Here is a 12,957-nt window from a genome sequence, read left to right on the forward strand (position 1 = left end):
ATTCGTTCTTGCCAAAATGGCGGCTGACTGATAGCAACATGCCAACCATGCGCTCCTTGATCCTCACCCTCCTCGTTTGCACGCTCACCAGCCTGCACGCCGCCGACAAGCTGAAAGTCCTCATCGTGGACGGACAGAACAACCACAAGTGGGACATCACCACGCCCGTGTTGCGAAACGTGCTGGAGAGCGGCGGTGCGTTTACGGTGGATGTGAGCACGACACCGCCGAAAGGATCGCCGTCCGAAGCGTGGCAGGCGTGGAAGCCGGTGTTCAGCGACTACCAGGTCGTGATGAGCAATTACAATGGCGAACCCTGGCCGCAGAACGTGCGCGAGGTGTTTACGAAGTTCGTCGCGGCTGGCGGTGGCTTTGTTTCCATTCATGCGGCGAACAATTCGTTCCCGGAGTGGAAGGAGTACAACGAGATGATCGGTGTCGGTGGCTGGGGTGGGCGCGATGAGAAGTCAGGGCCGTGGATTTATGTGAAGGATGGCAAATTGTTCCGCGACACGACTGCGGGCAAAGGTGGTGCGCATGGCGCGCAGCATGAGTTTGTGGTGGAGATTCAAAATCCTGATCATCCGATCACGCGTGGTCTGCCGAAGCGCTGGCTGCATGCGAAGGACGAGCTGTACAGCAAGCTGCGTGGTCCGGCGGAGAACGTGGATGTGTTGAGCACCTCGGTGTCCGATCTCACGGCGGTGGGTGAGCCGAACAACATGGTGCTCGGTTATCATAAAGGCCGCGTGTTTCACACCACGCTCGGTCATGCGGACTACTCGATGCTGGACCGTGGCTTTTACACCATCCTGCAACGCGGCACGGAATGGGCGGCGACGGGTAATGTGGAACGCACGGCGGCGGTGCCAGCGGATTTTCCAACGGAAACGGCGGTGAGCGTGGTGAAGCTCGAGGGTTATCCGAAGCAGGAGGCACCGAAGCCGAAGAAGCCGTGAGGAAAAGTAGCCTTGTTCCTGTGGAACAGGCAGTCCTTGTTGCACAGCAACAAGGCTACTTTGCTGCGGCGATGTCGCGCTGGATCTGGGCTTTGAGTTCGTCGAGGCCGCTGAATTTCATCTCGGGGCGTAGGAACTTCGTGAAGCGCACCTCCATGTCTTTGCCGTAGAGATCGCCGTTCCAGTCGAGCAGATGCACTTCGAGCGCAGGTTCGGCATTTTCGGCCACCGTCGGCCGACGGCCGAGATTGGCGACGGCGGGCAGCCAAGTGTCGTCGATGCGTCCCTGCACGGCATAAACACCGAGCGGCGGCAGTTGCTCGTTTTCGACATCGACATTGGCCGTGGGGAAGCCGAGCTGGCGGCCGAGTTTGCGACCTTCGACGACGGTGCCGAAGACGGAATACTCGCGACCGAGCAGACGCGTGGCCTTGGCGAACTGGCCGCTGGCGATTGCTTCGCGAATGAGCGTGCTGCTGACAATTTCGCCGTCGATTTTCAAGGGTGGTACGCCATAAACGGCGAAATCGTGTTGCTGGCCCATTTGCATGAGCAGGTGGATGTCGCCCTCTCGCTTGTGGCCGAAATTCCAGGTGTAACCGACGGATATGCAGCCAAGCGGTCGAGCGGCTTCGACGAGTTGTTGGATGAAGTCGCGGGCGGGTGTTTTCGCCGTCTCAGTGGTGAAAGGGCAGGCCAGCAGACAGGGGATGCCGATCTGAGCGAGGACGAGCTGCTGATGACGCGGGCCGCAGAGCAGTTTCGGTGCTGATCCAGGGCGCAGCACATGCACCGGATGCGGATCGAAGGTGACGACGACGGCGGTGCCGTGATGCTGGGTGGCGTGTTCTTGGGCGGCTCTGATCACCTCCTGGTGGCCGAGGTGGATGCCATCGAAAACTCCCACGGCGAGCGCCAGCGGGCCGGGGATGGAGGAGAGGGCGTCGATGGAGCGGAGAACCTGCATGCGGTGGAGGCTTGAGCCATATCAGCGACGATGCAGAGCGCAAGGCGAAGGGCAGGACGGCGGGGCTTGCTTTACTTGAGGTTGCTCAGCGTGCTCCAGAAGGAGGTCAGGACGCTCTTCTTTTCGAGCTTCAGGCTGCTGGTCACATCGGTGTGGGCGGTGCCGATCAGGCTGGTCATCACTTCGCCGTAAGCAGGCATCGAGGTCCAGCCGAGGGTGATTTCGTTGTTGGAGGCGGTGGAGAGGGTGGCGTTCGTTTTCATATGATTCGTAGGTTTGAGAGGTTTGAGGTGCTTTTGGCGGGTGAGTTTCAGGTTTGAGTGGTCTTTTGGTTTCGTGAATGAGAATCGAGTCACAAAAATGAGAATCACATGCCAAAAGGATGGCGAGGGCTGAAGCCGGCATAGCTGCGGCCCTTGGTGCGCCAGCGGGGGCCTTCGCCAGTGACCTGGCCGGAGGTGTCCATGCGAAGACCGCAGATGGTCATGAAAACATGTTCGCCAGGCTTCACCCAGATGGTGATGAAGCGGCCGACACCAGCGTCGCCATAGGTGGCGAATTCCTTGCTGGACAGGCAGCGGTTCAGCAATCCTGCCTTGATGAGGATGTAAGAAGTGCTGCTGGAGCAGTCATAAGCGCTGTCTTCGATGTTGCGATGGCCGCCACCAAGCACATAGGGCTTGTTCTGGAGGGTGTTGGCAGCGTAAACGGCGAACTGAAGGGCCTGAGGAGCGGTCTGGCCGACGGCGGCGAAGCGGCCGTCGAAGCGGATCTGAGAATTGCCACCGACAGGGGCAGCAGCGGCAGCACGCTGTGCAGCGGCGCGTTGGGCGGCAGCCTGCTGAGCGGCGGCTTGCTGGGCGTAGTAGTTGGACCAGGCTTGAGCATTGGCCTGCTGGGCGTGGTAGGCGGCCCAGGCTTGAGCGTTGGCCTGCTGCTGTGCATAAGCGGCCTGGGCCTGAGGGGCGGCGTAGTAGCCGGCAGCGGAATAACCGTTCTGAGCGTTCGCGGCGGTAGCGACTGTGAGGAGGCTGACGGTGAGGGCGAGGCGGATGAGTGTTTTCATGGCTGCGTAAGTGGTTCTTGTTTCTGCTAGTATTTATAGCAAAAATTAGAATCACTGCAACAACTATATCATAATTAACACAAATTGTTGTAAATTTGATAAACTCAAGGTTTTGGATTTGAGCTAAACAACTCAAAATCAACAACTTAAAATGATCGCGAATTTGACGGCCCTGAACCCTCTTGGGTAAGGCGGATTGGTTTTGGCGAAGGTTTCCGAGCCCAAAACCGGTTTGGCGGCCCGATTTGACCAAAAATGCGATAATTATAGAGGATCCGCTAAAACCTCTTTTTCTAATTCTTGCACATGCGCCATTCGCTTATGAGAATGAGCGACGATGAATGCATGCCTGAACTCGAACTTCGTCCCCTTATTGGTTATGTGCTTGGCCGGAACAGTGGCCCAAGCTGTTGAGTCGCCGGGTGTCTCGCATTTTTTTGATGAGGTGGGACAGCGGTATCTCACTCTCAGCACCTCAGGCAGCCGGGTAGAGGTCAGTGTTCGTATGGCGGCTGAACCAGGATCGACGGGACGCTGGGCAGGGCAGGGGACGCGGAAGGACAACCAGATCGTGTTTGCCGCTGTCGTCGATGAAGGTCAGGATCGTGGCTCGTATTTCATCGCCAAGGGCGGTGAGTCGAAAATGGAGATCAGTTTCAAGCCGGAACAAAAAATTCCGCAGGATCCGGGCATCCTGGGCATTTACCGCCGGGTGAGTGATGAGAAGCGCGTGCAACTGGCTCGCAAAGAGTTTCAAGCCGCCGAGGATCGTCTGGCAGCAGCTTGGAAGAACGCCTCGCGCACCTGGACTGCGGCGGACAAGCCGCTGGCCTCAGACTGGAAGGCACGCTGGCCTGTGCTACGAGAGCGCTGGATGAAGATCGCCTATCAGGCGCCAGCACCGGCGCTGTCGAAGCCTGCACAACCCTTCCCCGCAGGGAAGGCGCAGCCGCTTCAGGAGAAAGATGCCAACTACTGGCTCAAACTGGCTGAGTCCACGGCGTTGGGGTATTATTACATGGAGCAGCCGCCTGACCCGAAAAGCGCCGGAGCGTGGGATGGCGAGTATGACGATGGTTTTGGCGGCCATGTGAGCATCCGCCGTGCGAAAGACGGCAAACTGCGTGTGAATCTCTCCTGCACGCGGGTGAATGAAAACCAAGGATCAGATCTGGCGGGTCAAATCCCAGCCGAGTCGGTGAAATCGAAGAATGGCGAAAACACGGCGGAAGCGGTCTTCGTCGAAGCTGAGGTGCCGGAGAATGCGAAGGACATCAGCTTCAGCTTGAAGCGCAAAGGCGGCTTCCTCTGGGTGGATACCAAGCGCAAAGCCACTCCGACCGGCAGCCTGTCGTGGTTCGACGGCATCTACCGCTGGTCGCCGGTGCCGGTGGAATAACTCAGGCCTTCTTCGCCTCTGGTGTTTCCAAGAACGATGCCAGCGCCAGCAGGATCGCTGCGCAGACGACGCAGGAGTCGGCCACGTTGAAGGACGGCCACGGATGGAATGGCGCGAAGCCGAAGTCGAACTTCAGGAAATCGACGACATAGCCGTCGAGGAACGTGCCGGAGAAAAGTTTCCCGCCATCATGGGCGCGGAACAGGCGGTCGGTGAGATTGCCAAACACACCGGAAACCAGCAGCGCCACGGCGAGACGGCTCAGTTTGCCGGGGAACAGCCCTTTGCGATGCATCACATAGATGAACGTCAGCGCCGCGAGCGAGACGGCGGTGAAGGCGTAGTTCGCATACTGCGTGCCGTTGAACATGCCGAAGGCCACGCCGGTGTTCGCGGCGTGATGCAGCCAGAAGATGCCAGGGATGATCTCTCGCTCGGTTTCATAGAGCCGGAAGTTCGCCACGATCCAGCTCTTCGTGAGTTGGTCGAGGATGTAGAGCGGCAGTGAAAGCAGGAGAAAGAGACGGATCATGGCAATCACGCGGGTTGCAGCACCACTTTGAGCAGGCCTTCTTTGTTATCATGCAGGCGTTTGAACCAGTCGGCACCTTCAGACAGCGGGGCCACGGCGCTGAGCAGTGGTTCGACTTGAATGCTGCCGTCTTGAATGCGGCGGATCGCCTCGGGATACTCACCGGCGCAGGAGCACGAGCCTTTGATCGTGATCTGCCGCGTGACGACTTCTTGCAACGGGAAGGGCGTGTTCGGCTGGAGATTGCCAATGAGAACAACCTGGCCGCCCTTGCGCACGCTGCGGATCGCGAGATCAAGCGGTGCCGCAGCGCCGACGACTTCAAAGCTCGCATCCGCGCCATCACCACCGCAGATTTTGCGCAGGTGCATCGCCAGACCTTCCTGCTTCGCGTTGAAAACTTCTGCCGCACCCAGCTTGAGAGCGAGTTCGAGGCGCTTGTCATCGAGATCGACAGCGATCACTTTTTCCCAGCCACGCGCCTTGAGCGCCTGAATGACCAGCAAGCCGATCAAACCGGCACCTACGACTACGGCGATGCCGCCTTTCGCTTCGGGTTCGCAATCGCAACCGCCTTCATGGCAGTGATCTTCGGTGGGGGCAAAGGCCTCACCCACTTCGATGCCATCGGCCAAATTGACCGCATGCAGTGCAATCGACACCGGTTCGGCAAAAGCGGCCTTCTCATAGGAGAGCGCTTCCGGGATGCGATACAGGATGCGAGTCGGCAGCGCGATCTTTTCGGCAAAGCAGCCGTGACGACGATATTCGCCCGGTGAGACGCCTAACACGCGACGGTTTGGGCAAAGATTGACGAAGCCTTCTTTGCACTCGTCGCACTCACCGCAGTATTCGGTGGAGTCGAAAGTGACGCGATCACCGAGGTTCCAGCCGTTCACGCCTTCGCCGAGGCCGATGATTTCGCCCGCAGCCTCATGGCCCATCACGATCGGCATCTGGCGGCGGCCACTGCGGCCGTCCATGCCGTGAATATCGCTGCCGCAGATGCCGCAGGCCTGCACTTTGACCAAAACTTCACCAGCGGCGGGCGTGGGTTCGGGAAAGTCGAGATCGTAATTGAATTCAGACGGGGCGGTGAGGACGAGCGCTTTCATGGGAACGCGGATCATGCCGCGAGTGCGCTCTCTAGCAAGGAAGTTTGCGACTCACTCATCCCCACCCACTTTGCCGCGTCCTTCTTTGATCCCAGCACGATGGCGCTTGCCAGCGACGAGACGTTTTTTCAGGCCTCGGGGCCGTGCGCGGGTCTGACGGCGCACTTTTTCGCGCTCATTCTGGATTTCGAGCTTCGCTGTCTGAAACGCGGCCTCCAGGCGCTCGCAAAGTTCCTGTCGGGCGATCAGGCGGTTCTGCGATTGTGATCGTTCGCGCTGGCAGCGCACCTCGATCCCGCTGGGAATGTGCCGCAGCACGACCGTGGAGCTGGTTTTGTTGATTTTTTGGCCGCCGGCCCCAGAACCGCGAATGAACGACTCCTCCAGATCCTCCTCGCGGACGCGGAGTTTCTGCATGCGGGTGCGCAGGGTGTTGTCTTCAGGCAGATCGGCCATGGGCGAGCATCGGGGCAGGGGAGCGCTGCCGCAACTGCCGCGTTTGCATCCGCCGCACGCCCCGCTATGACTGGACGATGGAAGAATACCACCGCCTGCTGCGCAAAGTGCTCGAACACGGAAGCTACCGTGAGGACCGCACCGGCACCGGCGCTTACTCAGTTTTCGGCGAGCAAAGCCGCTACGACCTCAGCACCACCTTTCCGCTCGTCACCACGAAAAAACTGCACCTGCGCTCGATCATTCACGAACTGCTCTGGTTTTTGAAGGGCGACACCAATGTCGGCTACTTGCGTGAGAACAAAGTGACCATCTGGGACGAGTGGGCCGATGAAAACGGCGATCTCGGCCCGGTTTACGGTGCCCAATGGCGACGCTGGCAGGGCGCACCCGAGGCCGAGACGCACGATCAGATCGCTCGTCTCATCCACGGCATCAAAACGAACCCCTACAGCCGCCGCCACATCGTCAGCGCCTGGAACGTGCCGCACATTGAAAAAATGGCCCTGCCGCCCTGCCACTGCCTGTTTCAGTTCTTTGTCGATCGCGGCAAATTGAGCTGCCAGCTCTACCAGCGCAGCGCGGATCTCTTTCTCGGCGTGCCGTTCAACATCGCCAGCTATGCGCTGCTCGTGATGATGGCCGCTCAGGTCTGCGACCTTCAACCCGGCGAATTCGTCCACACCTTCGGCGATCTGCACCTCTACAAGAACCATCTCGATCAGGCGAAACTTCAGCTCACCCGTGAGCCGCGCCCGCTGCCCACGATGCGCCTGAATCCCGCCGTCAAAGAGATCGACGCCTTCCGTTTCGAGGACTTCACACTTGAGGGCTACGATCCGCATCCGGCGATCAAGGCGGAGATCGCGGTGTGAAGACTCTGTCGTAGCCACATTCGCCAGAATGTGGAAGTCGGCTCCACAAAGAGAACGCACATCCACGCTCTGGCGAGCGTGGCTACGTCTCACCGTCCCGTCTCAATCATCCGCGCAAACTCGGCGAAGAAATACTTCGCGTCATGCGGTCCAGGTGCGGCTTCGGGATGGTATTGGACGCTCAGCACCGGCGCTTCGCGGTGGCGCATGCCTTCGACGGTGCCGTCATTGAGGTTGATGTGTGTGACTTCGACGTTGCTGGGCAAGGACGATGGGTCGATGGCAAAGCCATGGTTCTGGCTGGTGATGGACACCTTGCCATTGCGCAGGTCTTTGACGGGTTGGTTGCCGCCACGATGGCCGAACTTCAGTTTGAAGGTCTTGCCGCCGTAGGCGTGGCCGAGAATTTGATGACCGAGGCAGATGGCGAAGATCGGCTTCACGCCGATGAGCTGTTTGATCTCCTTATGGATGTAATCGAGCGCCGCAGGATCGCCGGGGCCGTTGGAGAGGAAGACGCCGTCGGGATTTTTGGCGAGTACGTCTTTGGCGCTCGTGGTGGCGGGAACGACATCGACGCGGAAGCCGTTCTGACGTAGGCGGCGCAGGATGTTGCGCTTGATGCCGAAATCGTAGGCCACGATGTGATGCTTCGCGCGTGGCAGCGGATGATACACTTCACCATCAGGTCCGGCTTCACGATTCTGCGAGGGGCTGGGGATGTCCCAGTCGCGGCTGTCCTTGTCCTCGGGATCCCAGAGGTAAGGCGTCTTGGTGGTCACTTCCTTGACGTAATCACTGCCTTCCATCGGCGGACTGCTGGCGGCCATTTTCACGGCTTCTTCAGCGCTCGCGGCGGTCGTGGTGATGACGGCACGCATCGCACCACGGGTGCGCAGATGCTTGGTCAAAGCGCGTGTGTCGATCCCCTGAATGCCGGGGATGTTCCACTCCTTCAAATAAGCGTCAAGCGACTGCGTGCTGCGCCAGTTGCTCGGCACATCGCAAAGCTCCTCAATGACGAAGCCGCGCACGTGCGGTTGGTCGCTTTCGGTGTCGAGCGGGTTCACGCCGTAGTTGCCGATGAGCGGATAGGTCATCGTCACGATCTGGCCGCGATAGGAAGGATCGGTGAGAACCTCCTGATAACCGGTCATGGAGGTGTTAAAGCAAATTTCGCCGGTGTGGGCGGCATCGGCGCCAAACGCCGTGCCTTCAAACACTCGGCCGTCTTCGAGAGCGAGGAGGGCTTTCTTCATCAAGGTGCGCCGCTGGTCATAGCCAGAAGGGCGGGGGGTGCAAGGAATGATCGTGTCGTTGTTTTTGGGATCACTTTTCTTCGGCGATCTCCAGACGCGGGAACAACGGCACAGGCGCGCCGAGTTGGTGGCCGCTTGGCAGCAGTCCCCACTTCAAATCGCTGACTTTGAGGCCCGCAGGCAATTCCCAGCCGATCTGCGCACGCGCTGTGACCATCGCGGTCGGCATGATCGGATTGAGCAGCACGGTGACGTGCGTGAGCGCCTCGGCGAGGTGGTAGAGCACGCTGTCGAGGCGGGCGGCTTGCGCGGGATCTTTGGCGAGCGAGAAGGGCCTCGTGCTATCGACGAAGGCGTTCGCATGCGTGACGATCTTCCACGCGGCGGCGATGCCTTCGTGGATGTCCCAGCCGTTCATCTTATCAAGGTAGAGCGGCAGGGCCTCCGCGACCGTCTGGCGCAGGGCTTGGTTGATTTCGTCATCGTAATCACCGGGCGTGAGCACGCCGCTGCGATATTTCTGCGCCATGTTGATCGAGCGGTTGAGCAGATTGCCCAGACCACCGGCCAGCTCCTTGTTGTAGCTCATGATGATGCGCTCATCGCTGAAATCGGCGTCGTAGCCGGTGGCGATGTCGCGCATGAGATAATAACGCAGGCCGTCGGGCGTGAAGGTGTTCGAGAGCACGTTCGGGTCGATCACATTGCCGAGGCTCTTGCTCATCTTGGCCCCTTTCACGTTCCACCAGCCATGAACGATGAGTTTGGGGATTTGATCGTCGGGGAAACCGAGCGCGTGCAGCATGATCGGCCAATAGACGGCATGCGCGGGGACGAGGATGTCCTTGCCGATGACATGCGCGTCGGCGGGCCAGATTTTTTCAAACTCCGGCAGACCTTCGTTGCCGACTTCATCGGCCAAGTAGCCGGCGAAGCTGACGTAATTCACCAGCGCGTCGAACCAGACATAGTTCACGAATTTTTCGTCAAAGGGCAGCGGAATGCCCCAGCTCAGGCGTTCGATGGGTCGTGAAATGCACAGGTCCTGCGCGGCTCCTTCGAGCGAGTTGAGCACATCGTTGGCACGATGCGGCGGGAAGATGAAATCGGGGTTGCCGCGAATGTGGTTCTTGAGCCACTCGACATGATCGCTGAGGCGGAAATACCAGTTTTCCTCCTGCAACTCGACCACTTCGCCCCATTCCTCGCCGTACTGGCCGTCGGGGCCGCGTTCTTTGTCGGTGAGGAATTGCTCCTGACGCACGGAGTAGAAACCGCCGTAGCTCTTTTTGTAAAGCTGGCCGCAGTCGTGGAGCTTTTGCAGCATCGCCTGCACCACGCGCTTGTGTTTGATGTCTGTCGTCGCCGCCCAGCCGTCGTAGCGGACGTTCAGCTTGTCCCACAGCGCCGTGAAATGCTGCGTGATACCATCCACAAAGTCCTGCGGCGTCTGCCCGGCCTTTTCCGCACTCTTCTGCACCTTCTGGCCGTGCTGATCCACGCCGGTGAGGAAATACACCTCGCGCCCATTCAGCCGCTGAAATCGCGCCATGACATCCGCCAGCACCTTCTCATAAGCATGGCCGATGTGCGGCGCTGCGTTGGTGTAGTCGATGGCGGTGGTGATGTAGTAGGGCTTCACGGCGGTAATTGGGGCGCGAATGATGTCGCGGAATGCCACGTCGTCCAGTCGCGCCGCGAACCGGAGCGCGAGTATTCTACCCGCCTGACTTTCCTGTGGGTGCGCTGAACATGGCGTGTTCGGAGTCGTTCAGTGCTAAAGCGAACGCTGGGTGATCAAAGTGGCGAGTATTCCACTCTCGTCCGCTCGTCTCCAAGTCTCCCCGCACGCCCACGGCACCATGCCAGTCGAAATCACGACCAAGCTCTGCCCAGACGGGAGCAAGTCCCGCAAAAAAGCCGTCACCTTCCAGACCGAAGTGCCCGACTTGGGCCCCGTCTTGATCAAGTCCACTCGCCCAGGCATGATCTTCCGCGCAGACGTGATCACCTTCGTCTTGTCCTTGATCACGTCCTGATCAATCGTTGTCACCTTCCACACACACTTGATGGCCACTGGTGTGGACGTGCTTTCATTCAGCCTCGACTTGATCAAGCTCAGCCGATTTTTGATCAAGTCCGCGCCAGAGGTGACAGCCTTTCGCGATGGAAACGTCAAAGGACTCCGAGAGAAGCTGGATTTTATGGATATTGCAGGGTGGCGCACACCGACGGTGAGTTGAAGCACCCCAGACCAAGTTCCAACGCGTTTCGGCTGCGCGGCTTTCAGTCGCCCAGGTGTACGAATACAAAGGTGGCTACAAGCGCCGGTCTCCAATGCCTTTCGGCTGTGTGGGCTTTGATGCCGCGTAAGATGTTCAAAGTGTCCAGTTACATTGAGGAGTCTCCAATGCCTTTCGGCTGTGTGGGCTTTGATGCCTTCGCTGGAACGACGCTGGCCAAGCAGGAAATCAGTAAGGTCTCCAATGCCTTTCGGCTGTGTGGGCTTTGATGCCCCCGCGGGTACCAAGATGCGGCTCGGCCTCATCTTCGTCTCCAATGCCTTTCGGCTGTGTGGGCTTTGATGCCCTGCCGCTGGTGTAGTCGGTGATTACAGTCACGATAAAGTCTCCAATGCCTTTCGGCTGTGTGGGCTTTGATGCCCTGGATGCAGTGATGCGGGTGGCTGTGACAGCAGTGTCGTCTCCAATGCCTTTCGGCTGTGTGGGCTTTGATGCCACGATGAACGACGACCCTCGGTGGCCTCACTGGCAAGGAGTCTCCAATGCCTTTCGGCTGTGTGGGCTTTGATGCCAATCGCCAAGGATTTCGACCTCACCGTCGATTACCCATTGTCTCCAATGCCTTTCGGCTGTGTGGGCTTTGATGCCGGCGAAATCGGACGCTGCGGACTTCCTCGACAAAGAATGTCTCCAATGCCTTTCGGCTGTGTGGGCTTTGATGCCCAGCAGCCCGATGTCGGCGACCTGCCAGGGCAAGTGCTGTCTCCAATGCCTTTCGGCTGTGTGGGCTTTGATGCCGTCGTTACTATCGGGGATACAAAAAAGTTTACCCTTTCGTCTCCAATGCCTTTCGGCTGTGTGGGCTTTGATGCCAGCATCTCATTAGCCTTGAGGTTGACGAGCAGTGTTTGGTCTCCAATGCCTTTCGGCTGTGTGGGCTTTGATGCCACGGCAAAAAAGCCGAAGGGAAGTTCGCATCATGCGGTGTCTCCAATGCCTTTCGGCTGTGTGGGCTTTGATGCCGCTCAGTTCGGTCTCCGTCATCGTGCTCGTGAAGTCTTCGTCTCCAATGCCTTTCGGCTGTGTGGGCTTTGATGCCCAAAGGGTTCCTGCACGAGGGGCGGCACGGTCTTCTGGCGTCTCCAATGCCTTTCGGCTGTGTGGGCTTTGATGCCCAGCACCTCCGGGTTCCTCCGCCGGCAGACCAAGCTTCTGTCTCCAATGCCTTTCGGCTGTGTGGGCTTTGATGCCCTCTTCCTGAAGCACGTGCTCCGCGAGGATCGTCTGCGTCTCCATTGCCTTTCGGCTGTGTGGGCTTTGATGCCAATCTGCCTCAGTGGTGGATGGAGTCCGTGATCTTCGTGTCTCCAATGCCTTTCGGCTGTGTGGGCTTTGATGCCTGGATCATTGTTGTGGCAAAAAAAATTACAAATTAGTCTCCAATGCCTTTCGGCTGTGTGGGCTTTGATGCCAAGAAGGCTGGGGTGTCCAGGTAAGGGGATCCCGGTGTCTCCAATGCCTTTCGGCTGTGTGGGCTTTGATGCCGACCCTCCACGCCTTCGAACCCACATCAAGTGACGTGTCTCCAATGCCTGTCGGCTGTGTGGGCTTTGATGCCCCGGTCTGGAGGTGGGAGATGGCGTCACGTTCGTGGCACGTCTCCAATGCCTTTCGGCTGTGTGGGCTTTGATGCCCTCCGAGGAGAGCACGCGCGAGACCGAGGTGACTACCGTCTCCAATGCCTTTCGGCTGTGTGGGCTTTGATGCCAGGAAAGTGCGCCAGCGGCCAAGTAGCCACCCCGAGAAGTCTCCAATGCCTTTCGGCTGTGTGGGCTTTGATGCCGTGCAATGTCAACTTCAACGGCAAGACGACGAAGATCACGTCTCCAATGCCTTTCGGCTGTGTGGGCTTTGATGCCTTCGTAGCCTGAATTGGTTCTTCGAGTCTCACAGCGCGTCTCCAATGCCTTTCGGCTGTGTGGGCTTTGATGCCTCGAGCAAAAGACCCGGCGTACTTTGTCCACGGACCAGAGTCTCCAATGCCTTTCGGCTGTGTGGGCTTTGATGCCCTTGCCGGCAAGTTTGG

At 58.9% G+C, this 12,957-nt stretch carries 12 protein-coding genes and 1 CRISPR repeat array; of the genes, 4 read left to right on the forward strand and 8 right to left on the reverse strand.

The window, feature by feature from the left end; translation table 11 throughout:
- The first annotated feature begins 47 nt into the window (after positions 1–47).
- Positions 48–959, forward strand: a complete 912-nt coding sequence (locus ACKVY0_RS19845) for a ThuA domain-containing protein (protein WP_409216580.1) — start codon at positions 48–50, stop codon at positions 957–959.
- Between the two features lie 55 nt (positions 960–1,014).
- On the opposite strand, the gene ACKVY0_RS19850 is transcribed toward ACKVY0_RS19845, so the two are convergent.
- The 3 genes from ACKVY0_RS19850 to ACKVY0_RS19860 all read right to left on the reverse strand — a co-directional run bounded on the left by ACKVY0_RS19850 (position 1,015) and on the right by ACKVY0_RS19860 (position 2,992).
- Positions 1,015–1,926: a bifunctional riboflavin kinase/FAD synthetase gene (locus ACKVY0_RS19850; RefSeq protein ID WP_409216581.1), complete on the reverse strand. Its 912-nt coding sequence runs from the start codon at positions 1,924–1,926 to the stop codon at positions 1,015–1,017.
- A 71-nt stretch (positions 1,927–1,997) separates the two neighbouring features.
- Complete coding sequence (locus ACKVY0_RS19855) at positions 1,998–2,189, reverse strand: hypothetical protein (protein ID WP_409216582.1); 192 nt, start codon at positions 2,187–2,189, stop codon at positions 1,998–2,000.
- A 104-nt stretch (positions 2,190–2,293) separates the two neighbouring features.
- Complete coding sequence (locus ACKVY0_RS19860) at positions 2,294–2,992, reverse strand: hypothetical protein (RefSeq protein WP_409216583.1); 699 nt, start codon at positions 2,990–2,992, stop codon at positions 2,294–2,296.
- Between the two features lie 505 nt (positions 2,993–3,497).
- Between ACKVY0_RS19860 and ACKVY0_RS19865 the strand changes: the two genes are divergently transcribed.
- Positions 3,498–4,391: a hypothetical protein gene (locus ACKVY0_RS19865; protein ID WP_409216584.1), complete on the forward strand. Its 894-nt coding sequence runs from the start codon at positions 3,498–3,500 to the stop codon at positions 4,389–4,391.
- A gap of 1 nt (position 4,392) precedes the next feature.
- Here the strand turns inward: ACKVY0_RS19865 and lspA are convergent, their stop codons facing one another.
- Genes lspA through ACKVY0_RS19880 form a run of 3 tightly spaced genes read right to left on the reverse strand, consistent with a single transcriptional unit; the run spans position 4,393 to position 6,494 of the window.
- Complete coding sequence (gene lspA / locus ACKVY0_RS19870) at positions 4,393–4,923, reverse strand: signal peptidase II (protein WP_409216585.1); 531 nt, start codon at positions 4,921–4,923, stop codon at positions 4,393–4,395.
- Between the two features lie 5 nt (positions 4,924–4,928).
- The gene (locus tag ACKVY0_RS19875; protein WP_409216586.1) at positions 4,929–6,038 is read right to left on the reverse strand and encodes a galactitol-1-phosphate 5-dehydrogenase; all 1,110 of its coding nucleotides are present in this window, start codon (positions 6,036–6,038) and stop codon (positions 4,929–4,931) included.
- Between the two features lie 51 nt (positions 6,039–6,089).
- Entirely contained in the window at positions 6,090–6,494 is a 405-nt protein-coding gene (locus tag ACKVY0_RS19880) for a peptide chain release factor-like protein (protein ID WP_409216587.1), read from the reverse strand.
- A gap of 77 nt (positions 6,495–6,571) precedes the next feature.
- On the opposite strand from ACKVY0_RS19880, the gene ACKVY0_RS19885 reads away from it, so the two are divergent.
- The gene (locus tag ACKVY0_RS19885) at positions 6,572–7,369 is read left to right on the forward strand and encodes a thymidylate synthase (protein WP_409216588.1); all 798 of its coding nucleotides are present in this window, start codon (positions 6,572–6,574) and stop codon (positions 7,367–7,369) included.
- An 89-nt stretch (positions 7,370–7,458) separates the two neighbouring features.
- Here ACKVY0_RS19885 and carA read toward each other — a convergent pair whose 3' ends face one another.
- Entirely contained in the window at positions 7,459–8,628 is a 1,170-nt protein-coding gene (carA, locus tag ACKVY0_RS19890; RefSeq protein ID WP_409216589.1) for a glutamine-hydrolyzing carbamoyl-phosphate synthase small subunit, read from the reverse strand.
- Positions 8,629–8,698: 70 nt separating this feature from the next.
- Positions 8,699–10,270 (reverse strand): methionine--tRNA ligase, encoded by a 1,572-nt coding sequence (gene metG / locus ACKVY0_RS19895; protein WP_409216590.1) that lies wholly within the window; start codon positions 10,268–10,270, stop codon positions 8,699–8,701.
- Between the two features lie 220 nt (positions 10,271–10,490).
- Here metG and ACKVY0_RS19900 point away from each other — a divergent pair, with 220 nt between their 5' ends.
- Positions 10,491–10,667 carry a hypothetical protein gene (locus tag ACKVY0_RS19900; protein WP_409216591.1) on the forward strand — a complete coding sequence of 59 codons (177 nt, stop codon included), beginning with the start codon at positions 10,491–10,493 and terminating at the stop codon, positions 10,665–10,667.
- Between the two features lie 291 nt (positions 10,668–10,958).
- A CRISPR array of direct repeats spans positions 10,959–12,940; the repeat unit is 37 nt; unit sequence GTCTCCAATGCCTTTCGGCTGTGTGGGCTTTGATGCC.
- Positions 12,941–12,957 lie beyond the last annotated feature (17 nt).

Source organism: Prosthecobacter sp. (assembly GCF_046154365.1).
Lineage (GTDB): Bacteria > Verrucomicrobiota > Verrucomicrobiia > Verrucomicrobiales > Verrucomicrobiaceae > Prosthecobacter.

Bases quoted from the DNA above. Each gene is read 5' to 3' on its own strand.
- ACKVY0_RS19875 (WP_409216586.1), bottom strand. From the start codon at position 6,038: ATGAAAGCGCTCGTCCTCACCGCCCCGTCTGAATTCAATTACGATCTC.
- carA (WP_409216589.1), bottom strand. From the start codon at position 8,628: ATGAAGAAAGCCCTCCTCGCTCTCGAAGACGGCCGAGTGTTTGAAGGC.
- ACKVY0_RS19900 (WP_409216591.1), top strand. From the start codon at position 10,491: ATGCCAGTCGAAATCACGACCAAGCTCTGCCCAGACGGGAGCAAGTCC.
- ACKVY0_RS19845 (WP_409216580.1), top strand. From the start codon at position 48: ATGCGCTCCTTGATCCTCACCCTCCTCGTTTGCACGCTCACCAGCCTG.
- ACKVY0_RS19855 (WP_409216582.1), bottom strand. From the start codon at position 2,189: ATGAAAACGAACGCCACCCTCTCCACCGCCTCCAACAACGAAATCACC.
- ACKVY0_RS19860 (WP_409216583.1), bottom strand. From the start codon at position 2,992: ATGAAAACACTCATCCGCCTCGCCCTCACCGTCAGCCTCCTCACAGTC.
- ACKVY0_RS19865 (WP_409216584.1), top strand. From the start codon at position 3,498: ATGGCGGCTGAACCAGGATCGACGGGACGCTGGGCAGGGCAGGGGACG.
- ACKVY0_RS19880 (WP_409216587.1), bottom strand. From the start codon at position 6,494: ATGGCCGATCTGCCTGAAGACAACACCCTGCGCACCCGCATGCAGAAA.
- ACKVY0_RS19850 (WP_409216581.1), bottom strand. From the start codon at position 1,926: ATGCAGGTTCTCCGCTCCATCGACGCCCTCTCCTCCATCCCCGGCCCG.
- lspA (WP_409216585.1), bottom strand. From the start codon at position 4,923: ATGATCCGTCTCTTTCTCCTGCTTTCACTGCCGCTCTACATCCTCGAC.
- ACKVY0_RS19885 (WP_409216588.1), top strand. From the start codon at position 6,572: ATGGAAGAATACCACCGCCTGCTGCGCAAAGTGCTCGAACACGGAAGC.